The 24,778-nt window shown below is 47.3% G+C and carries 21 protein-coding genes; 18 read left to right on the top strand and 3 right to left on the bottom strand.

What is annotated here, in order from left to right; translation table 11 throughout:
• Positions 1 to 4 precede the first annotated feature (4 nt).
• Both IV40_RS03530 and IV40_RS03525 read left to right on the top strand, forming a co-directional pair.
• Entirely contained in the window at positions 5 to 1,594 is a 1,590-nt protein-coding gene (locus IV40_RS03530; RefSeq protein WP_057769002.1) for a glycosyltransferase, read from the top strand.
• A 15-nt stretch (positions 1,595 to 1,609) separates the two neighbouring features.
• A complete protein-coding gene (locus IV40_RS03525; RefSeq protein ID WP_057769001.1) occupies positions 1,610 to 3,106 on the top strand; it encodes a glycosyltransferase in 1,497 nt (498 codons plus the stop codon).
• A gap of 209 nt (positions 3,107 to 3,315) precedes the next feature.
• Here the strand turns inward: IV40_RS03525 and IV40_RS03520 are convergent, their stop codons facing one another.
• Complete coding sequence (locus IV40_RS03520) at positions 3,316 to 4,185, bottom strand: NmrA family NAD(P)-binding protein (protein WP_057769000.1); 870 nt, start codon at positions 4,183 to 4,185, stop codon at positions 3,316 to 3,318.
• A 137-nt stretch (positions 4,186 to 4,322) separates the two neighbouring features.
• Here IV40_RS03520 and IV40_RS03515 point away from each other — a divergent pair, with 137 nt between their 5' ends.
• Both IV40_RS03515 and IV40_RS03510 read left to right on the top strand, forming a co-directional pair.
• A complete protein-coding gene (locus IV40_RS03515) occupies positions 4,323 to 4,937 on the top strand; it encodes a sugar O-acetyltransferase (protein WP_057768999.1) in 615 nt (204 codons plus the stop codon).
• Positions 4,934 to 5,716: a Cof-type HAD-IIB family hydrolase gene (locus IV40_RS03510; protein WP_057768998.1), complete on the top strand. Its 783-nt coding sequence runs from the start codon at positions 4,934 to 4,936 to the stop codon at positions 5,714 to 5,716. The genes IV40_RS03515 and IV40_RS03510 overlap by 4 nt, the downstream gene beginning before the upstream one ends.
• 38 nt (positions 5,717 to 5,754) lie before the next feature.
• Here IV40_RS03510 and IV40_RS03505 read toward each other — a convergent pair whose 3' ends face one another.
• Positions 5,755 to 6,366, bottom strand: coding sequence for a TetR/AcrR family transcriptional regulator (locus tag IV40_RS03505; protein WP_057768997.1), 612 nt, complete (start codon positions 6,364 to 6,366; stop codon positions 5,755 to 5,757).
• A 167-nt stretch (positions 6,367 to 6,533) separates the two neighbouring features.
• Between IV40_RS03505 and IV40_RS03500 the strand changes: the two genes are divergently transcribed.
• Together IV40_RS03500 and IV40_RS03495 are read left to right on the top strand one after the other, a co-directional pair.
• Positions 6,534 to 8,477 (top strand): ABC transporter ATP-binding protein/permease, encoded by a 1,944-nt coding sequence (locus tag IV40_RS03500; protein WP_057768996.1) that lies wholly within the window; start codon positions 6,534 to 6,536, stop codon positions 8,475 to 8,477.
• A gap of 176 nt (positions 8,478 to 8,653) precedes the next feature.
• A complete protein-coding gene (locus tag IV40_RS03495; protein ID WP_156404218.1) occupies positions 8,654 to 9,784 on the top strand; it encodes a YncE family protein in 1,131 nt (376 codons plus the stop codon).
• 34 nt (positions 9,785 to 9,818) lie between these two features.
• Here the strand turns inward: IV40_RS03495 and IV40_RS03490 are convergent, their stop codons facing one another.
• On the bottom strand, positions 9,819 to 10,583 hold the full coding sequence (locus IV40_RS03490) for a sulfite exporter TauE/SafE family protein (RefSeq protein ID WP_057768994.1): 765 nt from the start codon (positions 10,581 to 10,583) through the stop codon (positions 9,819 to 9,821).
• 110 nt (positions 10,584 to 10,693) lie between these two features.
• Here IV40_RS03490 and IV40_RS03485 point away from each other — a divergent pair, with 110 nt between their 5' ends.
• The 12 genes from IV40_RS03485 to IV40_RS03430 all read left to right on the top strand — a co-directional run bounded on the left by IV40_RS03485 (position 10,694) and on the right by IV40_RS03430 (position 24,769).
• Positions 10,694 to 11,251, top strand: a complete 558-nt coding sequence (locus tag IV40_RS03485; protein WP_057768993.1) for a TetR/AcrR family transcriptional regulator — start codon at positions 10,694 to 10,696, stop codon at positions 11,249 to 11,251.
• Between the two features lie 74 nt (positions 11,252 to 11,325).
• Positions 11,326 to 11,739, top strand: coding sequence for a MerR family transcriptional regulator (locus IV40_RS03480; protein WP_057768992.1), 414 nt, complete (start codon positions 11,326 to 11,328; stop codon positions 11,737 to 11,739).
• Positions 11,740 to 11,797: 58 nt separating this feature from the next.
• On the top strand, positions 11,798 to 12,433 hold the full coding sequence (locus tag IV40_RS03475) for an NAD(P)H-binding protein (RefSeq protein WP_057768991.1): 636 nt from the start codon (positions 11,798 to 11,800) through the stop codon (positions 12,431 to 12,433).
• 71 nt (positions 12,434 to 12,504) lie between these two features.
• Positions 12,505 to 12,921: a cupin domain-containing protein gene (locus IV40_RS03470; protein ID WP_057768990.1), complete on the top strand. Its 417-nt coding sequence runs from the start codon at positions 12,505 to 12,507 to the stop codon at positions 12,919 to 12,921.
• A gap of 2 nt (positions 12,922 to 12,923) precedes the next feature.
• Complete coding sequence (locus IV40_RS03465; RefSeq protein WP_057768989.1) at positions 12,924 to 13,250, top strand: carboxymuconolactone decarboxylase family protein; 327 nt, start codon at positions 12,924 to 12,926, stop codon at positions 13,248 to 13,250.
• Positions 13,251 to 13,331: 81 nt separating this feature from the next.
• On the top strand, positions 13,332 to 15,002 hold the full coding sequence (locus IV40_RS03460; protein ID WP_057768988.1) for a glycerophosphodiester phosphodiesterase: 1,671 nt from the start codon (positions 13,332 to 13,334) through the stop codon (positions 15,000 to 15,002).
• A 126-nt stretch (positions 15,003 to 15,128) separates the two neighbouring features.
• Positions 15,129 to 17,393 (top strand): glycoside hydrolase family 31 protein, encoded by a 2,265-nt coding sequence (locus tag IV40_RS03455; RefSeq protein WP_057768987.1) that lies wholly within the window; start codon positions 15,129 to 15,131, stop codon positions 17,391 to 17,393.
• A gap of 113 nt (positions 17,394 to 17,506) precedes the next feature.
• Complete coding sequence (locus IV40_RS03450; RefSeq protein WP_057768986.1) at positions 17,507 to 19,195, top strand: glycoside hydrolase family 13 protein; 1,689 nt, start codon at positions 17,507 to 17,509, stop codon at positions 19,193 to 19,195.
• A gap of 149 nt (positions 19,196 to 19,344) precedes the next feature.
• Complete coding sequence (locus tag IV40_RS03445) at positions 19,345 to 20,292, top strand: LacI family DNA-binding transcriptional regulator (protein WP_057769252.1); 948 nt, start codon at positions 19,345 to 19,347, stop codon at positions 20,290 to 20,292.
• A gap of 104 nt (positions 20,293 to 20,396) precedes the next feature.
• Positions 20,397 to 22,079 (top strand): alpha-glucosidase, encoded by a 1,683-nt coding sequence (locus IV40_RS03440; protein WP_057768985.1) that lies wholly within the window; start codon positions 20,397 to 20,399, stop codon positions 22,077 to 22,079.
• Positions 22,080 to 22,083: 4 nt separating this feature from the next.
• Entirely contained in the window at positions 22,084 to 23,358 is a 1,275-nt protein-coding gene (locus IV40_RS03435) for an alpha-amylase family glycosyl hydrolase (protein WP_057768984.1), read from the top strand.
• 124 nt (positions 23,359 to 23,482) lie between these two features.
• A complete protein-coding gene (locus tag IV40_RS03430) occupies positions 23,483 to 24,769 on the top strand; it encodes an ABC transporter substrate-binding protein (protein ID WP_236698017.1) in 1,287 nt (428 codons plus the stop codon).
• Positions 24,770 to 24,778 lie beyond the last annotated feature (9 nt).

The following is a 24,778-nucleotide window of genomic DNA, read 5'->3' as shown; positions in this document are numbered from 1 at the left end:
TTAAGTGATATTTTTCATTAACAGCACTTTGCAGGCTAATAAATCTGGGATTGAACACGCCGAGATTAAACGACTGCGTTTGTTCAATCATCACAATACCGATGTGCGGATGATTTTCCGTGATTGGAATCCGAGCTTGCACATTGCAACAGCAGCGGCCGGAATTGAAGATCGGCAGGTCCTCAATATGTTTGATTATTTCCAAGACACACTCGCTATGCCACAGCAGGCACTCCATGTCGACGACATATCCTTCGGGGTGCCGCACGTTCGTTATGAGGACGATGCGGCTCAGAACCGTTATTTGGTAACGGCTCAAAATGGCCAATTGGTCGCACGAGTCAACTATCGTGGCGCTGACCGCCAAGTCTGGTCGACCGAATTATTCGATGGCTACAATAATTTGTATCGTGTCGATAACTATGATGCACGTGGTTTTAAAACATTAGTCCAATATTACACGCCTGATAATAAGGTGGGGACCGAAGCGTGGCTCGATCGGCAGGGACAGGTCGTTCTGGAGACTTTCCATAAATACGATATGCAGCAAGAATGGCAGCAGGCCGGCTGGCGACTGCGGGATCGCCGTGATGGAAAAACCTATCAATTCGATACAATCGAACATTTGACTTTGCATTTCTTGGACGATGTCAATGCTGAATTCTGGTCAAATGAACGGCCGAACGTCTTCATTCTAGACCGGGCCCACATTGCCGATTGGGGCTTCCTGCATTTGAAGAAACCGGCGTATACGGCCTTTCATCTGCACAACTCGCAGGCTGGTAATGCGCAAGAACCGCTGCATTCGATTTTGAACAACAACTATGAATTCTCGATGAATGCAATCGATGGTTATGATTGTGTCATTTCGGCGACGCAGCGGCAGACAAACGATGTCGAAGCACGTTTTCATCCGCACACGAAATTATTTACGATTCCAGTCGGGATTGTGCCGGATTCATTGCTGAACGCCCCCCGTATTCCGGTGAAAGACCGTCAGTTCGGGAAAATGGTCGTTTTTGCCCGTGTGGCTTGGGAAAAACATCTTGATGATTTGTGCCGTGCCATTGCAATCGTCAAAAAGGCGGTTCCGGAAGTTTCATTGGATATTTACGGCTATGCTGATTCGTCCGATAATTATCGTGCGCGTCGTGCCGTCGAAGCTGTCATCAAAGAAAATCAGCTTGAAGACACTGTCACTTTGAAAGGCTACACAACGAACATCGATGAAATCGAAAATCAGGCGATGATGTACGGCCTGACGTCACGGATGGAGGGATTCAACTTAGCCATCATGGAAGCTATTTCGCATGGCTTAATCTCATTTTCCTATGATGTCAATTACGGCCCGAATGAAATTGTCCAAGATGGTGTTAATGGCAACGTCGTCCCGTATGAAGACTATCAGGAAATGGCTCGCGACATCATCAAGGTTCTGAAAAATCCGCAGCTGGCCCAAAAGTACAGCACCGGTGCTTATGATTCGTCCGAACGTTATTCCGAAGCGAATGTCTGGCAGGATTGGACGAATTTGCTAGCGGATGCGAAACGCGTTTGGCCGGCAAAACTCGCTGCGGCGGGACTTGAAGCTTAGAAAGGGGCGCAGAGAATGTACTATTTTGTCAGTGAAAATATTTTTACCTTTAATTCAGGGACGGAACATTCGCAGGCACGCCGGACGAAGCTGTTCAACAAAATGGGTCGCAAGGCGGTTTATGTGTCCCGCAACTATAATCGTTATTTAGAACGTGACCGGCAGAGCGTCGATTTGCCGGCAGACCAGTCGCTTAATATGTATGATTACTTTCAGGGGACCGTAAATGTGCCCCGCCAAGAGCAAAACTTGCGGCTCTTGCCAGAACTGCCGCTGGATGAATACCACATCCATGCGCATGGCCCCAACTATTCGACGCTGGATCAGGCTGGCAAGAAACTGGCTAAGATTACTGTTCAGCCAGCGACGGTTGGCTTGGTCAACGAAATTGTCACAAACGACCAGTATGGCAATCAAACGACTCGTGAAAATTGGGATTGGCGCGGTTTCTTATCTTCGGTCGATTATTTTCATCCGGACGGCAGTCTAGGCGTTCGTCGTTATCTTGACTTAAAGGGCAACACTGTGATCGAACAAGTCTGGATGAACGTCAACGGCAAATTACAGCCGACATTGTGGAAGCTGCTGGATTATCACGACCAGATGTTCCGTTTCAATACGGAAGATCAGCTGTATTTGTTCTTCCTGAATGAATTGATTCACGACGATGACGATGCCAAAATCATTTCGGACCGGCGCACACTGGATTATGTCGTGGCCGATGTTCAGGGCGCTAAGCAAAAGTGGCCGGCCTTCCATGGTTTGCACACTGAGCGTACCCACAATGTGGCGTCGGCGCCGTTACTACCAGTTTATCAGGATGTGCTGACGAAGTTTCCGGATGCATTCGATGGCGTATTAGTTGCAACCCCGCAACAACAGCAAGATTTACAGAGTCGCTATCCGCAGGTCAATGTGCTGGTCGCCCCTGATACAGTCATTGACGATATTCATCCGCATCAGCCGCAGACGGCGCAGGTCGTCCTGTATGTCGGGCGTCTCTCGGCGGAAAAACGGCCAGAAGAGGCTCTCAAAGTCTTTGCCGAAGTGAAGCGGCAATTGCCGGATGCCAAAATGATCATGGCTGGTTATGCATCGGGACCTGATTATTTAGAACAGCTGAAGCATCAGGCAAACAATTTAGGGATTGACGGCAGTGTCGACTTTGCCGGTTATCAAACCCAGCAGCAGCTCCATGAATTATATGCCCATGCGAGTGTGATTTTGCAGACTTCCGAAGCAGAAAGTTTCGGAATGAATTTGGTCGAAGCCATGGGATATGGCGTGCCCGTCGTTACTTACGATATTCAGTACGGCACCCCGTACTTGGTGCTCGATGACCAGAATGGTTATGTTGTGCCGGATGGACTGGATCAGGCCATGGCCACCAAAGTCATCAAATTATTAACGGACGACACGGACTGGCAATCGAAGAGTCAAGCTGCCCAAGCTAAAGCAGTTGGGTATACGCCGGACAAAACGTTTGCCAAATGGAAACAGCTTGGTTTTTAAAAGATACAAAGGGAGCGTGACAGAAGTCGCTTTTTGACTTCGTTGTCACGCCCCCGCAAGACCATCTAGGCATTTACTTAGCTTCATAAAAGCTATTAAATGCCAGATGGTTACTGCGTTTCGCCAATTGATACTGTTCAAACAAAAATGACTCTTTCAATGCAAAAATTGCATTGAAAGAGTCATTTTTCGTGCAAGAGACACTTATGTCACAGCCCCTTTTGCTGCCATTGTTTCGTTAAAAAGGCAGTCATTGTTTGCGCCGGATGGCCGGTGATTTGTTCGAAATCGTCACTGAGATCGTCGAGCAGCCCCATTGCACCGCCGGCATACATCGAAGCGAGCATTTTACCTTCATGATTCTGATCATAAAGCTGCTCGAATTCAGCATTGGTGACCGGCGCATAGCCGATGTGATGTCCGGATACCTTGCTCAGGACTTCCGCCAGCTGCGGCATTGTGTAGTCACGTGATTGCGACAGTGTGTAGCTCTTCTTACGCCTGAATAATGCCGGCGTCGTCGCTACCTTGGCAAAAGCTTCGGCACTGTCGGCCAGACTGATAAAGGACATGGCGTGGTGACCGACAGGATAGATGATATTGCCTCGTTCGATCAATTCGGGCAGATACGGCACAAGCGGATCGGCATACAGCACATTGCGGAGGATGACATAATCGAGGTCTGTTTCGGCGAGCCGTCGTGGCAGGTAGCCATAAAATGCGGAGAGGGTAAAGGGATTATCGGTTTGATCGGCGACAAAGCCCATTGCGACCATTTTCTGCACATGCGCTTGTTCAGCGGCGGCAATGACATGCTCCAGCTCGGTGACACGGCTATAGCTGTCGTGGCTCTTGCTGGGGACGTAAATGAAGACGTCGCTATTTTGTAACGCCGTTATAAGCGACGCTTCATCAGCATAGTCGATCGCATGCAGCGTCATGCCTAAGTCGGCAAAGTGCTGTGCTTTGGCGGGGGTGTGCACACCCAGATTGATTTGGTCGGCTGGAACAAGCTGGTGCAGTTGTTTGGTAATTTGACTGCCTAAATGACCAGTGGCACCTGTAATTGTGTATTTCATCATTAAAGAACTCCTTCACATTTCCTGTTACTAATAAGATAACATGAAATTTGTAAAAAAACAAGCATTTTGCCAGCTGCCTATGCTAAAATAAACTTCTGAAAGCGAATTCAGAATGAGGAGTGTCGGTGTAAAAGATGGCAACAGAACGAGAACGCATGATCAGTGGTAAGCTGTATAAGGCGTCTGATCTCGAATTAGCGGCGTTGAATCTGGCCGCCAAGAAACGGATTTATCAATATAATCATTTAGAACCAGGGAATCCAACTGAACAAGCGCAGCTCTTGGCGCAGATTATCGATGCACCGAGCGGCGATGCGTATGTGGAACCGCCGTTTCGGGCTGATTACGGCCAGAATGTCCATGTTGGCAAACGATTCTATGCCAATTATGAAACGATTTTTTTAGACATTGCGCCCATTACGATTGGGGACGATGCGATGTTCGGACCACGAGTCGGCCTGTATACGGCCGGACATCCGCTTGTGGCCGATATCCGTAATGAACATTTAGAATATGGTTATCCGATTACAATTGGCAATAGTGTGTGGCTGGGCGGCGATGTGACCGTCACACCAGGAGTGACCATTGGTGATAATGTGGTGATCGGTGCCGGTTCAGTGGTGACCAAGGATATTCCGTCCAATGTGATCGCAGTCGGAAATCCATGCCATGTTTTACGCACAATTACAGCGGCTGACCATGAAAAATGGGCTCAGCAGCGCAAAGAATATTGGGAGGCCATGAAATGAAATTAGTTGCAGTTGATATGGATGGTACTTTTTTGAATGACCAAATGGATTATGATCGCACCAAGTTTGCGCAACTGCACCAAAAGATGCAGGACCAGGACGTTCGTTTCGTCGTGGCGAGCGGCAATCAGTACTATCAATTGAAATCATTTTTTGAGGATTACCCTGATGTAATCTATGTCGCCGAAAACGGCGCCTACATCCGTGATCTGGATCAGGAATATGTCGTTGCGCACTTTAGTTTAGAAACTGTGCAGGCCATTTTGCAAGAATTGTCTGCCTTCCAACAATTGCAAATCATCGTCTGTGGACGTCATTCGGCGTATGTACTGAATGCCGAGCCGCAGGAATATGTGGATCAGATGCGCAAGTATTATTACAAACTGAAACGAGTCGGCTCATTCGAAGCCTTGGATGATGACATTTTGAAGTTTGCGCTGAGCTGCCCGCCGCAGCAAACAGATGAACTGGTGAAACAATTACGGGTGGCATTGAATGGCATGGCCATTCCTGTTTCCAGCGGCCATGGCGATATTGATTTGATTCAGCCAGGCATCAACAAAGCAGCCGGTTTGAAGCAATTGGGCGAACGGCTCAACATTCCGATGACCGAAATGGTTGCTTTTGGCGATGGTGGCAATGACCAAGAAATGCTGGCTGAAGTTGGTACGGGGGTGGCCATGTCCAATGCCGCACCAGCCGTCAAAGAAGTGGCCGATGTAATGACAGATTCGAATAATGACCAAGGCGTTTTGACGTATTTGGACAAGCGCTTATAAGCAAAAGACCAGCGATGTATTTGCATCGCTGGTCTTTTTTAGAGTTTTCGGAAGGTCGGCGGCAGCTTTGGCAGGTCATGGTCGACATCGGGCAAGTGCCGTCCTTTATCGGGCAGCAGGTTAACGATGTAATCGGCTAAATCAGCCGGCGCTTCGGGCATATCGAGCGCCAGCCAGCCACGGACGATGTTGGCGGTGCCGGACATGTAAAAAGTCTGGGCATAAAAGGCCTGCCGCTTGTTAGGATTCTGCAGACTTTTGGGATCGATTTGATCGACAAGATGATCCTGGCTGAGAAATAGGCGCTCCAGCAGAAACGATTGGTCATTCAGCAGGAGTGCCTTCATCAGATCAGCATTTTGCTTGAAGATCGTGAGGACACTCGTTAAAACTTCTTTGACCGAAACATCTTCTTTATTTTTAGGCCGCTTTTTCAGCAGTTCGTTGAAAAATTTAGATTGAATCTGGTCGAGGCAATCGTAAGGGTCTTTGAAATAGCGGTAAAAGGTGCCCCGATTGACATCGGCTTCCTGGCAGATTTCAGTAACAGTGATTTTATCGATAGGATTTTGACGCAATAAATGTAAAAAGGCTGTTTCGATTGCATCAATGGTGTATTTAGTGCGGCGGTTGTTTTTTATTCCGGCCATTTATGGTTCCTCCTGTTATAGATTGAACAACGTAACGGTTTCATGTTGATTTAATGGCACATTAGGATGATATTGCTGATTGCATGTCTTGAAACAGCACGTTATTATTTAAACACGTTGTTGAAATAATGTCACGTGTTGTTTATGAGAGAGACGGAGGAACATGTATGGCGTATTTAGAATTAAAAGATATCCATAAATCGTACTATTTAAATAAAGAAGCATTCAAAGTTTTGAAGGGAATCAATCTCAAGTTCGATAAAGGCGAATTTGTTTCGATTCTAGGGGAGTCCGGCGGCGGGAAATCGACCTTGATGAATATCATCGGCGGGCTCGATTCCAATTACGAAGGCGATGTTTTGTTAAACGGCAAATCGCTGCGCAACAACACCGAAAAGCAGTGGGACCAATACCGGCGTCAGACAATCGGATTTGTGTTTCAGAATTTTAATTTGATTAGCCACCTGACTTTGCTGGAAAACGTCAAGGTATCCTTGGAAATGACCGACTTGAGTGCGGCACAACAGACCGAACGTGCGCAAGAGCTCCTGACCAAGGTTGGTTTGAAAGACCATATGGACAAATATCCCAATCAGATTTCTGGCGGGCAGAAGCAGCGTGTTTCCATTGCCCGTGCCTTAGCTGCCGACCCTGATATTATCATTGCCGATGAACCGACGGGAGCGCTGGATGCCCAAAATACGCAAGAAGTACTGGAAATTCTGGATGGCATTGCCGCCGATGGCAAACTGGTCATTACGGTCACACATTCACAGGAAGTCGCCAATCATGGGACCCGCATTGTCCACATGGAAAGCGGGGTCATCGATTCTGACAAACGAATCAAGCAGGATTTTGCCGTGCCAGCTAAGGAAGACAAAACCGGCAGTCATCCGTTTAAATTCGGCGCCATGGTCAAAATGGCGCTCAGCTATATGCGGTACAACCTCAAACGCAATTTATTGATTATCTTTGGGGCAGCAATCGGAATCTTCTCAGTCGTTCTGATGCTGGGACTTGGAACTGGCGTTAAGGGCTACATGAATCATGAAATTTATTCGAATATCAGCCCGACCGAACTGCAGATTACCAAAAAAGGCAAAAAAACGAGTGATGCGCAGGAAGAAGCGCAGAATATGCTGAAGGCGACCGTTTCCGATACCGACAAGAACCGTATCGAAAAGGTGGCCCACGTCAAAACAGTTGAACCAGGAGCATATGGGTCCTCAGCAACCGTTCAAAATGGGTCGAAGAGCAGTACGCTCCAAATGGTTGAATCCTATAATGGGACGATGCTGACGAAAAATATCACGCATGGGACGAAGCCGGGCCAGAATGAGATTCTGCTGACGAAGGCTGCTGCCAAGAAGCTGACCAATGGTTCCCTTCAGAATTTAGTCGGCAAGCAGGTCAACTTTACGATGACGGTAATGGGTGCTGACCATCAACCGGTTCAGTTGACTCGGCATCTGACGATTTCTGGAATCACCAAAGACCAGATTCCAACCTTGAGTTACAGCACGATGAAATCATTGTACAAATCACAAGGACTGACTTTGAAGCCGAACTTTCTGACAGTCAAGGTCGATAATATGGCCAACGTTAATGCCGTGAAGAATTCAATCAAGGACTTCAAGACGAATGGCAAGGCACGTTATACGATTACAGGAATCGGGTCGATGGTCGATACGCTCAATACGTATATTTCCTTAGCTGTCTATGTCCTTGCTGCCATTGCCGGAATTTCGCTGTTAGTATCGGCAATCATGATTATTGTCGTGCTCTATATCAGTGTTTCTGAACGGACGAAGGAAATTGGGATTTTACGTGCGTTAGGGGCCCGCAAAAAGGATATTCAGCGTTTGTTTATCTCTGAAGCTGGATTGTTGGGTGTCTTCGCCGGCATTCTTGGGGTCGGCGTGGCCTATCTGGCGCAATGGGGTGCCAATTCACTGGCTATTCCGGCAATCCATTTCGCGATTGTTTCGATTAGCTGGCAGTTCGCCTTGTTCGGAATCGGCATTTCGATTCTGATTAGTTTGTTGGCGGCACTTTCACCAGCTCGCCGGGCTTCCAAACTCGACCCGATTGAAGCCTTATCGTATGAATAAAAGAGATTCACATTCCCATGTAAACAGTTGTTCGTAAAACTCAAACGAAGTACGAATCTAAAAACGAGGCCATGACTAATGTCACGACCTCGTTTTTTGTCGGAGCGAATCGTTACCGTTCGACTTTGTTTTGGCGCTAAACTGGACTTAAGAAAATGATTTGGAGGGATGCGGACATGAAAGCAAGATACTGGTGGATATTGGGGGCTGTTTTGTTGGGGCTGAGTTCGTTCGGGACGGTTCAAGGTGCAACGACAGCGCCAGTGCTGCATACGACGACACAGCAGAAAATCAAAGTCGGCGGAGCTAGTACCCAGCCATTGGTCTCGCAAAAAGATTTTGACCGAGTCGTCAAAAAATATCCCGCCCTCCAAAATGGTGAAAAACATGCCGTCGCCATCCCAGGCATGCAAGGAGCATGGACACTCAATCGGAATGGTAAAATGGTCAAACTGAAGAGCTTCGATGTGCAGGGAATCGCCCTTTCGAAGGGGTACCTGTTTGTGTCAGCCTATGACGATGCGAAGCAGGGCAATTCGGTGATTTATGTGATTGATCGCAAAACGAAGAAATATGTCAAAACGATTGTCTTGAAAAAGCGGCCGCACGTTGGCGGATTGGCGTACGATGCGAAAACACACTCGTTGTGGTTTGCCGATGACAGCCCACGAACACTAACGCAGGCCAAACACTCACGGTTGTCACGGCTCGATTGGTCGGAAATCAAGAAATATGATTTTGCCAAATCGAAAAAGCCGATTCACTATGCGCAGTCGATTGACTTGCCCCGTATCAAGTCGATTTCGGTACTGTGTTTCTATAAAGGCGCCTTATGGGTCGGATTTTTCAACCAGAATCGCGCTGGTGTTCTGCAGAAATACGATGTTTTCTACAACAAGAACGGTCAGGAACAGATTGGTGTTCGTTCAAAGAATATTCGGGACGGCAGCCGGCCGGACAAAGAATTCGATGGACTCAAACAAATGCAAGGGGTCACGGCCACCGATCAAACTTTGCTGATTAGCACCTCGTTTGGCAATGATTCTTCAAAACTGGTTCATTACGATATTCATAAGGATACCGATGCGATTACCTCGCCGTATTACGTTGAAATGCCGCCGTATATGGAACAAGTTGCGTTTGATGGCAAAAATACATTCTATGGCATCTTCGAAAGCAGTGCGCCTCGTTATCGGCACCGGACCAATCAGATTGTCGATCGAATCGTTCAGTTCAAAGTGGCCGATACGAAGAAAAATGCGAAAAAATTCAAGCAGGCTCATCATGTGACGGCAAAGGAACCCTGATAAAAGAAGCGTACGATTATGTCGTACGCTTCTTTTAGATGACCATTGTAATGCCCATGATGAAGAGAACTACGCCGGCGCCCATTTGGATACCACGCTGCACTTTGGGGCTTTTGAAATATTTGGCTGCATACGGCGCACATAGCGAGCCCAGGATTGCCCCAATCATCAGGGCTGAACCGATGTGCCAGTCCACCTGGCTATTCGTCAAATGGAAAAATAGGCCGACAAAAGTGGTCCCGACTAAAACATAAGCAGAAGTCGCTGCAGCATGGATCATATCGAGATTCATTAACAGCAGGCCGGCCAAAATGAGCGCACCGCCGCTCATCCCGGCAATCCCGACCATCCCGACCATCAAACCACTTAGGATGCCGTACAAACTGGCTTCAAGACGCTGATTTTTCGGGGCCGCTGTGGTCGTCTTGCTATTTGGCTTGAGCATGCGCACAAAAATATCGAGTCCAAGCAGCATTAAGATGATGGCAATCAGCCATGTATAAAAGGCTTTCGGAATGGCAGGGGCGACTAATGAACCGACAATCGTGGCTGGAACGGCGGCAATCATCATTTGATTTCCGATTTTAAAGTTGATGTGGCCAGTCCGATATTGGGAAAAGGCACCTGTCACGAGTGATGGAAATGCCGTTAAGAGCGAAGTCGTCGCTGCAACGGCTGCTGGCAAGTGAAACACACTCGTCAGAATGCCGAGATAAATGGCTGCACCGCCGCCACCTAAGGAAATGACGACAGCGCCAATACAAAAGCCTAAAATAAGGATTAGAAACCAATTTAACATCTTGCAAAACCTTCTTTTAAAAATTTAATTGTGTTTGATTTATCTGTTTTGTATTGTATTCTTTATTTTACACATTGTAAAATAATATTTAAAAAAAGGAGTTCGTCAAAATGGTTCAAAAACGAGATCTTTCTGCGGCTAAAATCATTGCCGTTGCCAAAATATTGATTCAGGAACAAGGCCCCAGTGCACTGACCTTTGCGGCGGTGGCCAAACAATTAAACTGCCGGACACAGGCCCTCTACTTTTATTTTAAAAATATGCGTGACCTGAAGTTGCAAGTGGCCCGTGATTTTTTCCAAGCTGTTTTAGAACTGCTGACGGCAACAGCACAGGGGCTTTCTGGTGAAGATGGTGTGCTGAAGTTGGCTTTTGCGATGCGCACTTTTTGCTTGCAACGGCGGCGATTGGCCGAATTCGTCTTCAGTCTGCAAGATCTGGCAAATGATTCAGAGGCCCGCCGTATTGGTGAGGCCATTTCGGTTCTTCCCAACCAGATGCTGACTGAATTTATTGCCGATCCGAAACAGCGCCTGACCGTGTCACGTGGGATTCGGGCCCTAGTCATGGGCGAGGTGTTCAACGAAAGCGCCGGCTGGTTTGCCGACGAACGCGTGTCACGAGAAATTAGTTTTACCGATAATTTGAAACGTATTTTAGCGCATTAAAAAAATGCTGAAAAAGGGCTTGCCTTAAAGTGGACTTTAAGTGTTAAACTCGTTTTTGAAATGAGGGCGTGAACATGGAAAAACGTTATAAAATCGGTGAATTTGGCAAATTAGTCGGGCTCACAACACCGACGTTACGCTATTACGAAAGCGAAGGTCTGATTGTTTCGCAGCGTGATGACAATGGCAATCGTTATTATACGGACCAGGATGTCAAATGGCTGGGGTTCCTGCTGCATCTAAAGGGGACTGGGATGTCTTTGAATGATATTAAGCGTTACGTGCAGCTGCGTGCTCAGGGGGATGGGACGATTCCGCAGCGGCGCGACCTGCTCGAACGAGTCCGTGAAGACAGTCTGGTGGAAATTCGGGAACGGGAAGCCAATTTAAAGGTGCTTAACCATAAAATTGATTGGTACGCCGGCAAACTCGATAAAACAATTGACGAGAATGAAGATTTCGAAACTTATTTGAAAAGATTTCAATAAAAGGCTTGCCTTAAAGTGAGCTTTAAGGTTTACAGTAGGTTCGTAAAGGAGGCATCCCATGAAAAAGGTGATTATTTTAGGCGCCAATGGACAGATTGCCCGTTTGGTCCGGCAGGATTTATTGAAAAAGACGGATGATCATTTGACGTTGTACTTACGGCGGGCTGAACGACTGGGCAAAATTGACCCGGCTCGTGAGGAAGTTGTCGAAGGCGATGTGAACGATCTTGATTTGCTGACCGAAGCAATTCGTGGTCAGGAGATCGTGTATGCCAACTTGGGCGGTCAATTCGAACCGCTGGCTAAAAATATTGTAACGGCGATGGATACAGCCCAAGTCAAACGGCTGATCTATGTGACCGGGCTGGGCCTTTATCATGAGGTGCCCGGCGAATTTGGCCGTTGGGTCGAAGAATCGATTGGCAGTGACATTATGGACGATACCCGCCGAGCTGCCCGCATCATCGAAGACTCGGACATCGACTATACGATTATTCGGGCAGCGTATATGGATAATGATCCCAAGATTGATTACGAATTGACTGAGAAGGGCGAACCCTTCAAGGGGACAATCGTTTCCCGGCAGAGTATCGCCGATTTGATTGAAAAAACGATTGCCGATCCGCAGCTGCATCAAAAGAGCAGTCTTGGGATTGATCAGCCTGGAACAGACGGCCCTCGACCGATGTATTAGTGTGTGCGAAAAGAGCTTTTTCGAACACTTTTAAAAGAGATATCCAGATTAAAAAATAGGAGGCCACACAAATGGCAAACAACAATGAAGAAGCAGTTAAAAATGGTATTTTCCCAGTCGGTGCTCTGAACACCGCCTATGCCAAGTATTTCCAAGGCAACAGTTACTTAGATATGCTGGTCAATGACCCAGATGTCAGTGTCAATGTCGGCAACGTTACCTTCGAACCTGGCTGCCGTAATGATTGGCATATCCATCACAATGGTTATCAGATTTTATTGGTTACCGGCGGCGAAGGCTGGTACCAAGAATGGGGCCAGCCAGCGCAAAAATTAACACCTGGGACAGTGATTGTCACAAAAGACGGTGTTAAGCATTGGCATGGGGCTACAAAAGATAGCTGGATGAGCCATATTGCCATCACAACAGGAACGGCTGAATGGCTCGAACCCGTTTCGGATGAAGAATACGCTAAGTTAGGAGATTAACAATTATGAAAAAACAAACTGCAGGCCGTGACAACTTAGGCGATTTTGCGCCTAAATTTGCGGAATTAAATGACGATGTTTTATTCGGCCAAGTCTGGTCGCGTGAGGACAAACTGTCAGCTCGTGATCGCAGCATGATTACCATTTCAGCGATTATTTCCGGCGGCAACTTTGCCCAATTAAAAGCCCATTTAACTTTAGGCAAAAAGAATGGCATCACTAAGGATGAAATCGTTGAAGTCATTACTCATTTAGCCTTTTATGTCGGCTGGCCAAAAGCTTGGTCGGCTTTCGGAATTGCCAAAGAAGTTTATGGCGCTGAAAAGTAAGACAATCAAGAACCTGTCTATTTTGGCAGGTTCTTTTTTTGCGCTAAAATAAAGGCAGGATAAAAATGGGAGTGGTTTTGAATGGGAACATGGCGGCAATTATGGACTAGCAATCAGAATTTAAGACGGCATTGGGGGCCCCTGCTCGGCTTCTTTACGATTGTCTGGTTGCTCAGTGATGTGCTTGCCATTCTGCTCTTTCAAGGGATTGGCCAAGTGCTCATGAATCAGCTGGGGATTCATTTTATTTCATTTGCCTTGGTGACAGTCGTTTTGAAACGGCCGTTAGTCAGCCTGTGCATGCTGTTTTTGCTGGCCGGCTACCTCGCCATTGCTTACTGGACCTTTGTGCTGCTGGCCAATGGCACTCGTCAAATTCTGTCGAATCAGTGGCGGGGCTGGCGGCACTGTCTGGATGGCCGCAAGCACCATCAGCTTGGATTCTTTGCGGTCTGGTTATTGGCGAGCCTGCCAGTATGCGGGTTTGGGTTTCATTTTGATTTGATGGATCGGATTAAACTGCCAGTGGCTGCTATGACGACGTTATTAGCGGCACATCCAGCGCTCTTTTTGGGACTAGTGCTTGTTTACATCGGCCTGCTGGCACTCGCAATCTGGCAGTTTGCCACTGCAACTGTTCGGCCGTTTAAAGAAACACTGCGCCTATTAGCGGCGGCCGGCAGCGAGGTCGTACTGCTGCTGGGCATCGGATTCGGGTTCGTTCTGGTGGTTCAGATGGGCGTCGATGCGTTTTTGACCACCGCTGCACTGCCGATTGCCGGCATCCAGTTCGGTTTGGTGCTGGCGATTCGATGGGCGGCGGGCCTCTTTGCCAATGAGCTGTTTTTCAGCCTGCTGCAGCCGACCGCTCCTGTTTCAAGCCAGCCGGCGCCTGCCAAACGGCACACTTGGGTCATCGGCCTGGTTTGCCTAGTTTGTTTCCTAGCCGGCAGCAGTGTCTATTTTGTCCAGCTTCACCAGAATCGACCGCTCACGATTGCCCATCGGGGTGTCAATGGGGTCGATGGCGTTCAGAATACGTTGCCGGCGCTGAAAAATACGGTCCGCAAAAAACCGGATTTCGTTGAAATCGATTTGCATGAAACAAAAGACCAGCGAGCGGTCGTTCTTCATGACGATGATTTGCGGAAACTGGCGGATCTCGATTATCGGCCGGAAGATCTGACGCTCCGGCAACTGGAGCAGATCACAGTTCATGAACAGGGCCGGCATGCCAAATTAGTTAGTTTTGCCAATTATTTGAAAACGGCACAGCAGCATCAACAGAAACTGCTCGTTGAACTGAAGATTACTCCGCAGACGAGTGCGCAGTTCACACGCCGGTTTATGCGGAAATACGGCCGGCAGCTGCTGCAGCATGGCGGTCAGATCCACTCTGAATCCGAACTGGCCGTTGTTCAAGTCAAACGGGAGCAGGCCAAATTGCCCGTCGGCTTGATTGGTTCGTTTGATGGTTTTGGGATGCCGCAGACACCGGCCGATTTTCTGTCGCAGGCGTATTTAACGCTGAATCCGTTGCTGATGTGGCAAGCCAATCGCCAGCACAAACAAATTTTGGCTTGGACGGTCGATACTCCTGTTGCGATGGACCGAGTCCTGTTTTTGGGACCAGCCGGAATTGTGACCGATCGGCTCGATGTCCTGCACCAGCAAATTGAATTATTCGACGGCCAAGATTATGCCCATCAATTAGCGATGGAAATGCGGGTGCTGATGGGAATCGTGAGTTAGACAAGCAAGAAATGTGAAATCGATTTCAAAAAGGCATTGACTTTTTCCGGCCACTTTGCGTACGATGATTGCGGCTGCGTTTATTGAACGACACGCCATAATTAAAGTCGTTAGAGGATAAGGAATATGAAAAACATTAATCAGGTTACCGGCAAAAATTATCGTTTCACCATCTTGACCGATAAATTACTGCGGATGGAATATTCGCAGACGGATCAATTTGAGGATCGGCTGACACAGGCTGTTCAGAATCGTGATTTTCCGCTGGCACAGTTTGAGGTGACAGAGAACCAGCATGGACATGTGCTTGAAATCGAAACGGACGCTTTTCATTTATATTATGATGGTGGTCCATTCAGTGCGGGAACACTGTTCATCGATGCTAAATATAATTATGGAACGCATTACAGCCGTTGGTATTACGGCGAGCCGATTCAGAAAAATCTGAAGGGGACGGCCCGGACGCTGGATAAGGCTGACGGAGCGATTCCGCTGGATGACGGCCTGATGACTAAGGATGGCTTCAGCATCCTTGATGATTCAGATGCAATGATCCAAGATGGTGGTAAGATCGCCCAACGATCATTTGCCGAACAGGATGTCTACTATTTTGCCTACGGACGCGACTATTTAGCCACTTTGAATGCTTATTATCAGCTTACTGGATTTCCGCCGCTGGTGCCTCGGTTTGCACTGGGCAACTGGTGGAGTCGGTTCTACCCGTACACACAGGCTGAATATTTGCAGTTGATGGATCGTTTCGATCGCAATGCGATTCCGATTTCAGTTTCAGTCTTCGATATGAACTGGCACCGAACCGATTTTCCGGCTGAATATGCCAGCGGATGGACGGGCTACACTTGGAATAAGAAGTTGTTTCCTGATCCAGTTGGAATGATGAAAAAGCTGCATCAGGACGGCAAACATATAACGTTGAATGTTCATCCAGCATCTGGAATTCGAGCACCAGAGGAACATTATCGGGATGCGGCCAAGATCATGGATGTTGATCCTGAATCCAAAGAGCCGTTATTATTCAATTTGCAGGATCCTAAATTCCGCAAAGCTTATTTTGAAGCCATTCATCATCCGTTGGAAAAAGAAGGCGTTGATTTCTGGTGGATCGACTGGCAGCAGGGGGCGGCTCGTTCTAATAAACAAGTTGACCCGTTGTGGGTTTTGAATGTACTCCATTATCAGGATCAGCAGCAGAAAGATCCGAATAATGCGTTGATTCTGTCACGTTATGGCGGGCCAGGCAGTCATCGATATCCAGTCGGTTTTTCAGGCGATACGGTGGCCAGCTGGAAGTCGCTCGATTTTCAGCCGTACTTTACAGTGACTGCTAGCAATATCGGCTACACTTGGTGGAGTCACGATATCGGCGTACATATGCTGGGCACTTATAATCCAGAATTGTCGCTGCGCTGGCTGCAGTTTGGTGTTTTCAGTCCGATTATGCGGCTCCATAGTTCCGACAATCCCTTCATGGGCAAGGAACCTTGGAATTATGACCTAGCAACTGAAAAGAGCATGACGGCGTTTATGCAATTACGGGCCCAGTTGATTCCGTATTTAGAAACAGCTAATTATCAAACACATCTGCATGGGATACCTTTGATGCAGCCGTTGTATTATCAATCGCCGAATCGCAAGGAAGCTTACCAATTTCCCAATGAATATTACTTTGGCAGTGAATTGCTGGTTGCCCCGATTACTAAACCGGCCGATGCAGTCACCCGTGAAGGCCATACTTCTGTCTGGCTGCCAGAGGGCGATTGGTATGACTTCTTTAGCGGCGTGAAGTATGCCGGCAATGGCAGTCTCAAGGTTTATCGAGATGGTCAGCATTATCCGGTTTTCGTCAAGAGCGGCGGCATTGTGCCGCTGAATCCCGATTTTATGCAGCCGGCAGATGCTTTGCCGGCTAAGCTGCAGGTACGTGTCTATCCAGGTCGGAAGAATCATTATGATCTCTATGAACAACAGGATGGGCACACAGCTGTAACGCATTTCGATTGGAACATGAACGATGAAACGTTTGAAGTCCAAGTTGAGGATGACGCTCATATTTTACCGGCACAACGGCAGATTACGCTCGAATTTATCGATTTGAGTGCGGATGAATTGGATGACGGCCGCTTAACGATCGCTGGGACTCAGAATCAGCTGGTTCAGCTGCACGCCTTGACGGAATTACCACAGGCTGGGAAGATTCATCAGCTCGTTCGCCAGAAATTGCAAATGGCTCATCTCGATTTTGATTTGAAAGCTAAAATTTGGGACGAGTTGACGGGTAAACATTCGCAGCCGCAAAAAATCCGTTTTGTGGCAGGACTTGATAATCAATCAGTTGCCCAAATGTTATTGGAATTATTAACATTGGCATAGCATCCTTGAAGGTGGAGAATGACGAAAAAAGTCATTCTCTTTTTTTGAAAGCGTTGCATTTTTTGCCGAAACGTTTCACACTAGGAGACAATAACAGAGAGGGAGGTTTTCAAATGGATGCAAAATGGTGGCAAAAAGCAGTTGTGTATCAAATTTATCCCCGCAGTTTTCAGGATAGCAATGGGGATGGAATCGGTGATTTGAATGGGATTACGGCTCGTTTGGATTATGTTAAAAGTTTAGGGGTTGATGTCATCTGGCTCAATCCGATTTATCCATCGCCGAATGTCGACAATGGGTACGATATCAGTAATTACCAAGCAATCAATCCGGAATTCGGGACGATGGCCGATTTTGAAAAGCTGCTGGCCAAGGCTCATTCACTGGATTTGAAGGTCATGATGGATATCGTCGTCAACCATACGTCCGACAAACATCACTGGTTCGAAGAAAGCCGCAAGAGCAAAGATAATCCGTATCGCGATTATTATATTTGGCGGGATCCGGCAGCGGATGGCGGGGCGCCGAATAATTGGGGCTCGTACTTCTCTGGGTCAGCTTGGACTTATGATGAAACGACAAAGCAATATTACTTACATTTATTTGCCCCAGGCCAGCCGGATCTGAATTGGGCTAATCCGCAAGTGCGGCATGCCGTTTATGACATGATGAACTGGTGGGTTGCTAAAGGGGTCGATGGCTTCCGGCTCGATGTTATCAATTTGATTTCGAAGCCGGATGGTCTGCCGAATGCGCCGCAAGCACTGGGCCAGCCGTATGGCAACGTCGAAAAAGTCGTCGCCAATGGACCGCATGTGCATGAATACTTACAAGAAATGAATGCTAATGTGATGAGCCATTACAACATCATGACTGTCGGCGAAACGCCAGGAGCTTCCATCAGCGATGCGATGCAATACGCCGATCTTGATGGCAAAGAACTCAACATGGTCTTCCAGTTCGAACATATGGGGCTGGATGGCAACGAGCACCGTCAGTATGGCAAATGGAGCGATCGCAAGGTCGATTTAGTGGCACTGAAACAAGTCCTCAGCAAATGGCAGACTGGTTTTTATCACAAAGCTTGGAACTCGCTGTACTGGAATAACCATGACCAGCCACGTGTTGTTTCCCGTTTTGGCGATGACCGGCCGGAATACCGGGCTTTATCAGCCAAGATGCTGGGCGTCGTACTGCACATGATGCAAGGCACGCCGTATATTTATGAAGGCGAAGAATTGGGAATGACCAACAACGACTTCACTCGTCTCGATCAATATCAGGATTTGGAATCGCTCAATGCCTACCATGATTTGGTCGACCAGCAGCATGTGTTCACGCCGGCCCAGATGCTGAAATATCTGCAGCACCATTCACGGGACAATGCTCGGACGCCGATGCAATGGGATGCCACAATGAATGCTGGCTTCTCAACAGCCCAGCCATGGCTGATGGTCAATCCGAATTTCAAGGACATCAATGCCAAGGAAGAATTGGCCGCTGACGACTCCGTCCTGCAGTTTTATCGGCAATTGATTGCACTTCGTCATCAGTATGATGTAGTGACCGATGGGGAGTACGCCCAGATTCCAGGCACCGAAAATGACGAGTCGGTCTTTGCCTATACGAGAACCGACACCAAACAACGGCTCACCGTAATTGTCAATTTTACCGACAAGCAGTTCGAATATGAAGATGCTGCTCAGCCGCAAGCTAAGTTATTGTTAAGCAACTATCCCGACGATGATGGCACAACGTTGCGGCCGTTTGAAGCCAAGATTTATCTACAAGCACGCCAATAATTTATAAAACATGAACTCGCGATGACCGAGTTCGTGTTTTTTTGCGCATGTTATTTTTGAAAAGGATTCCAAATGGAGTGGACCGGCGCTGCTTTTTCCCGGTATAATGTGAGTAACAAGTATCAGAAAGAGAAATGGATGGGGAAAAGATGGCAACTTTAAATGATGTCGCAAAATTGGCCAATGTCTCAAAAATGACAGTGTCACGGGTAATCAATCATCCGGATAAGGTCACCGATGATTTGAAAGAATTGGTTTATCAAGCGATGCGGGAAACGAATTATCACCCGAATGTCGCTGCGAAGGCGCTGGTCAATAATCGTACCCAGATCATTAAATTTTTGATTTTGGAAGATTTGGATATTACGGAACCGTACTATATGAAGCTGCTGGTTGGGATTGCGATGGATCTTTCCAAGCAGCAGTTTTCGCTGCAGCTGGTCATTCCCGATAACATCGATATTGGGGATTGCGACGGTTATATCATCACCGGCATGCGGCACAAGGATCTCGATTGGATTCAGGATTTGAAAAAGCCGGTTGTCATTTTTGGTGAAAATCATTATGACCTCGATTTTGTCGATGTCGATAATAAAAAAGGCACGATGGAGGCAACTCGGTACGCCCTTGAGGAAGGGTACGAGCATTTTGTTTTTATCGGGATTGATATGGACGAAGCGTTTGAATATTCACGTGAAGCCGGTTATATGGAATTCCTTCAGGAACGGCAGATGGCGCCGGAGATTTACCGGATGGCCAATCACAGCCACAGCGGCAGTGAATTTATCCAAGCACATATCGATCAGTTCGAGCCGAATACCTGTTTCATCTGTGCAAGCGACCGGCTGGGATTAGGAATCGAACGGGGCTTGCAGGCCTGTCACAAACAGATTCCGGACCAGTACGGTGTAATTGGATTCGATGGCGTCTTTCTCCATCAGATTGCGTCGCCCCGTTTGACGACGGTCAAGCAGCCGGAGGTTGAAATGGGGTCGGCCATTGCCCAGATGATTGTCGACAAGGTCAATCAGAATAACATTCCACAGGGCCATAAATTGTTCGCCCCTGAGCTGGTTCCTAGTGAGTCGACTCGTTAAATCTGTTATCGCTAACAGCTAATTTGATATTGTAGAAACTGAAAACTCCGATAAACTAGTTTGTGTAAGCAGTTACATAAACTGATTTGTGGGAGTTTTTTATTATGAAACATTGGTTTGAGCATGCGATCATCTACCAAGTCTATCCGAAGAGTTTTCAGGATACGAATGACGATGGCATCGGAGATATCGCAGGAGTGGTTGCAAAATTACCGTATTTAAAAAAATTAGGTGTCAATACGATCTGGCTGAATCCGATCTATATTTCACCGCAGGTCGATAATGGGTACGATGTGTCCAATTATTTTGCCGTTGAACCGACATTGGGCACGATGACCGACATGGAAAACTTGATTCACGCCGTCCATGACAGCGGCATGAAAATTATTATGGATTTTGTGATGAATCATACGTCGGATCAGCACCCCTGGTTTAAGGATGCCGTTCAGAATCCGCACAGTATCTACCGGGATTATTATCTCTGGGCGCCTGGTCACAACGATGGGCCGCCAAATAATTGGGGGTCGTTCTTCGGCGGCAGTGTGTGGGCGAAGGATCCTGGGCAGACAAATGATTACTATTTCCATTTATTCGATAAACATATGCCGGATCTGAATTGGAAGAATCAGGAAGTACGGAAGTCGATGACCGATGTGGCGCGTTTCTGGGCTGCAAAAGGAATTGACGGCTTCCGGCTCGATGCCTTTATTCATATTGCCAAAGCCGACTTCGACCAGGATTATCCAGTCGTCGATCCGCAGCGGGAATATCCGCTGGCGGAACCGTTTTATGCCAATCGGGCCGGCGTCCAAAAGTATTTGCGGACGTTTGTGGCGGCTCTGAAACAGGATTATCCTGATTTATTTATTTTAGGTGAAGCGGCATCGGCTCAAGTCAATTTGGCCATCGATTATTCTGATCCGAAACGGCAGCTGTGCGATTCGGTAATCACGTTCCGGAATTTTGCCGATTCGACTCAGGGACAGGACGATCGGCTGCCGGATGCGTTTCAGCCCGTTCAGCTCGACGTGCCGGGAATGCGGACTCGCATGGCTATCTGGCAATCGAATTTGCAGGATGTCAGTTATCCGACGTTGTACTGGAGCAACCATGACATGGCACGAGTTGCCACTCGTTATGGCGATCCGCAGCATTTGGAAGCCAGCTTAAAGGCGCTGGCGACGGCAATGTACCTGCAGCGAGGTCTGCCGATTATTTACTATGGGGAAGAAATCGGCATGGAAAACATGCAGCTGCAGAAGTGGGCTGACTTTGACGACTTGACCGTTGACGAGTTTGTGCATAAGGCGCAACGGCTCGATTATACGGATGAAAAGATTCTGTCCTCATTGAATCGAACGCACAAGATGAGTGCTAGAGGGGCGATGCAGTGGGACGACAGTCAGTATCATGGTTTCTCGCACCATCAGCCTTGGAAATACGGCACCAGTTCCGTTGTATCAGTCTCCGATGAAAAGGACGATCCGAATAGTCTGCTGCATTTTTACCGGCAGCTGTTCGAACTGAAGCAGACACCGCTGTATACCGAAGGTCGGGAAACGATTTTGGCCTTGCCGGACGCTCAGGTTTTCGGCTACAAACGAAAACTGAAACACCAAGAGGCAATCGTGCTGACGAACCTGTCGGCCCAGCCAGTCACGGTTGCCAGTCCCGACGCCGATTTATCCCAATATGCGCATGTTTTGGCACAGGGACAAGTCCAAGTTGCTGAACATCAAATTCAAATGGCTGGCTGGTCCAGTCTGATTTTAGAAAGGAAGTTTTAAATTTATGGTACGCGACACCAACATTGATTTACGGCACGATTTAGTTTATTGCGTTTATGTTCGGGACCATACTCCTGAAGGAACCCTTAAGGCGGTCGAAGCCGACTTGCCACGAATCAAAGCATTAGGAACGGATATTTTGTGGTTATTGCCAGTTCAGCCAGTTGGCCATAAGAATCGTAAGGGGACAGAGGGGTCTCCATATGCAATCTCTGATTACCGTGCGATCAATCCAGAATTCGGAACTTTGAACGATTTCATCGATTTGACGGACAAAGCGCATCAATTGGGTATGAAGGTCATGATGGATATCGTTTATAACCACACATCGCCCGATTCTGTCCTTTTGAATGAACATCCTGAATGGTTCTTGCATAAAGACGGTCAGCTGGCCAATAAAGTGGCTGACTGGTCCGATGTTGCCGATCTTGATTATTCGAATCATGATTTGTGGCAATATCAGATTGATACTTTAAAACATTGGGCTAAATGGGTCGATGGTTTCCGCTGCGATGTGGCGCCATTAGTTCCGATTGATTTCTGGATGGAGGCACGTAAACAAGTCAACGCTGACAAGCCGATTTTCTGGCTGGCTGAAAGTGCCGGCAGCGATTTTATCAAGTTCTTACGAAATCAGGGCGATTGGGCCTCAAACGATGCGGAACTTTATAATGCCTTCGACATGACCTACGATTATGACATTTTAGGCGACATCTACAGCTACATCGACGGCCGGACAAATCTCCAGGCTTTCGTTGACGTTCTGAATCGGCAGGATGTCATTTATCCGGCTAACTACGTCAAGATGCATTTCTTGGAGAATCATGACCAGAAACGAGCCCATCATTTGCTGCCGAACGTCAATGACCTGATTAACTGGACAGCCTTCCTGATGTTCGAAAAAGGAGCTGCTTTGATTTATGATGGTCAGGAATTCGGAAATGCCCATCTGCCGAGTCTGTTCGAAAAAGAAAATATTCCGCACGATACGGGAATCGATTTAACGGGCCTGATTCAATCGCTGCGCAAGGTAAAGGCCAATGACCTGGTCGTCAACGGCAATTATGATGTTTATGATTGTGGAAACGACATTGTGAAAATGACCTATACGCAGCATGAAAACCAGCTGGTGGGTCTCTTTTCATTGCGGAGTCAGACGGGACGCGTCAAAGTGTCACTCGCAGATGGTGACTATACCAATTTGATCGATGGGGCTGCCGTGACCGTTATGAATGGCATTGTCCGTCAAGATGGATTACCGATTATTTTGGCCAAATAAAAACGAATGTTATCGGTAACAAACTTCTGTTATCGGTAACAGTCCTGAAAACGGTTGCAAAGCTGCCAAAAAAAAGGTAAAAATAAAGATGTACTCAGAAAGAAACCACGAGGAGGTAGTTGAAGTGAGTAAATTTTGGAAAAGATTGGGGATCGCCGCTGCTGTAGCCGGCACGGCAATGAGTCTTGCAGCCTGCGGAAGCAGTTCAGCCCAGAAGGATGTCAAGATTACGATCTTGCAAGGGAAAGTCGAATCGAACAAGCAATTCAAGCAAATTGCTAAGCAATACGAGAAGACACATCCGCACGTTAAGATCGAAGTGACATCAATTGGTGGTGGGACTGATTATGATCCAGTCCTGAAGACACGGATTTCATCTGGTAACGCACCAACCATCTTTAGTTTAGCTGGTCCTGCTGATTTGAAGCAATTCAAGAACTACGCTGCAGATTTGTCAGATACGAAAGCTGCTAAGAATGCCGAAAAGGGCACAACGAGTGCTGTTTCCGAAGGCGGAAAGACATACGGCTTGCCATTCAACGTTGAAGGTTATGGTTATGTTTATAACAAGACCGTCTTCAAGAAGGCCGGCATTGATCCAAAGAGCTTAACAACCGTTGCTAAATTACAGGCCGCAGTTGAAAAGATCGATTCTGAAAAGGATCAATTAGGCATCAAAGGTGTCTTCGCAATGCCTGGTAAGGAAACATGGACGATGTCCGATCATTTGCTGAACTTATACTTAGCACCAGAATATGACAACAATGCCATGAAGCTTTACAACTCAAAGACATTGAACTTCTCAAGAAACCAAGAAATGAAACAAATGCTTGATTTGCAGAAGAAGTATTCTGTTCAACCTGTTATGCAGTTAGACTACTCCGCACAAGTTAACCAAGACTTCTCACAAGGCAAAGTTGCGATGATTCAACAAGGTGATTGGATCTATCCAACCGTTGAATCTGTTGATAAGAAGTTTGCTCAAAACGATGTTGGTATGATTCCGATCCCTGTTAAAGGTGAAGAAGGCAAATTACCAGTTGGGACATCTCTGTACTGGGCTGTTAACAAGCGTAAGAGCACCGCTGAACAAAAAGCTGCTAAAGACTTCTTAGACTGGTTATACACATCTAAAGCCGGCAAGAAGGATGTTGTTAACAAGCTTCACTTCGTACCTGCATACAAAGGTTACTCCAATATGAAGATGCCTGATGCTTTGACACAAGTTGTCTATGACTACTCCAAGCAGGGTAAGACAACTGGTTGGGTCTTCCCAGCATACACAGGTACTTCATGGGATCCAGATGTTGCACAGCCGAACCTTCAGAAGTACTTATCCGGCAAACAAGCTTGGGATAAGACGGTTACAAATATGAAGACTGGTTGGGCCAAGCAGCAAAGCAGTAAATAATTAAATAGT

Source organism: Lactobacillus selangorensis (assembly GCF_001437205.1).
Classification (GTDB): Bacteria; Bacillota; Bacilli; order Lactobacillales; family Lactobacillaceae; genus Paralactobacillus; species Paralactobacillus selangorensis.
Note: the sequence above shows the minus strand (reverse complement) of the source record. Positions and strands in the feature narration are given on the sequence as shown.

Coding starts and splice junctions, on each gene's coding strand:
- IV40_RS03525 (WP_057769001.1), top strand. CDS start 1,610: ATGTACTATTTTGTCAGTGAAAATATTTTTACCTTTAATTCAGGGACG.
- IV40_RS03520 (WP_057769000.1), bottom strand. CDS start 4,185: ATGAAATACACAATTACAGGTGCCACTGGTCATTTAGGCAGTCAAATT.
- IV40_RS03515 (WP_057768999.1), top strand. CDS start 4,323: ATGGCAACAGAACGAGAACGCATGATCAGTGGTAAGCTGTATAAGGCG.
- IV40_RS03510 (WP_057768998.1), top strand. CDS start 4,934: ATGAAATTAGTTGCAGTTGATATGGATGGTACTTTTTTGAATGACCAA.
- IV40_RS03505 (WP_057768997.1), bottom strand. CDS start 6,366: ATGGCCGGAATAAAAAACAACCGCCGCACTAAATACACCATTGATGCA.
- IV40_RS03500 (WP_057768996.1), top strand. CDS start 6,534: ATGGCGTATTTAGAATTAAAAGATATCCATAAATCGTACTATTTAAAT.
- IV40_RS03495 (WP_156404218.1), top strand. CDS start 8,654: ATGAAAGCAAGATACTGGTGGATATTGGGGGCTGTTTTGTTGGGGCTG.
- IV40_RS03490 (WP_057768994.1), bottom strand. CDS start 10,583: ATGTTAAATTGGTTTCTAATCCTTATTTTAGGCTTTTGTATTGGCGCT.
- IV40_RS03485 (WP_057768993.1), top strand. CDS start 10,694: ATGGTTCAAAAACGAGATCTTTCTGCGGCTAAAATCATTGCCGTTGCC.
- IV40_RS03480 (WP_057768992.1), top strand. CDS start 11,326: ATGGAAAAACGTTATAAAATCGGTGAATTTGGCAAATTAGTCGGGCTC.
- IV40_RS03475 (WP_057768991.1), top strand. CDS start 11,798: ATGAAAAAGGTGATTATTTTAGGCGCCAATGGACAGATTGCCCGTTTG.
- IV40_RS03470 (WP_057768990.1), top strand. CDS start 12,505: ATGGCAAACAACAATGAAGAAGCAGTTAAAAATGGTATTTTCCCAGTC.
- IV40_RS03460 (WP_057768988.1), top strand. CDS start 13,332: ATGGGAACATGGCGGCAATTATGGACTAGCAATCAGAATTTAAGACGG.
- IV40_RS03455 (WP_057768987.1), top strand. CDS start 15,129: ATGAAAAACATTAATCAGGTTACCGGCAAAAATTATCGTTTCACCATC.
- IV40_RS03450 (WP_057768986.1), top strand. CDS start 17,507: ATGGATGCAAAATGGTGGCAAAAAGCAGTTGTGTATCAAATTTATCCC.
- IV40_RS03445 (WP_057769252.1), top strand. CDS start 19,345: ATGGCAACTTTAAATGATGTCGCAAAATTGGCCAATGTCTCAAAAATG.
- IV40_RS03440 (WP_057768985.1), top strand. CDS start 20,397: ATGAAACATTGGTTTGAGCATGCGATCATCTACCAAGTCTATCCGAAG.
- IV40_RS03435 (WP_057768984.1), top strand. CDS start 22,084: ATGGTACGCGACACCAACATTGATTTACGGCACGATTTAGTTTATTGC.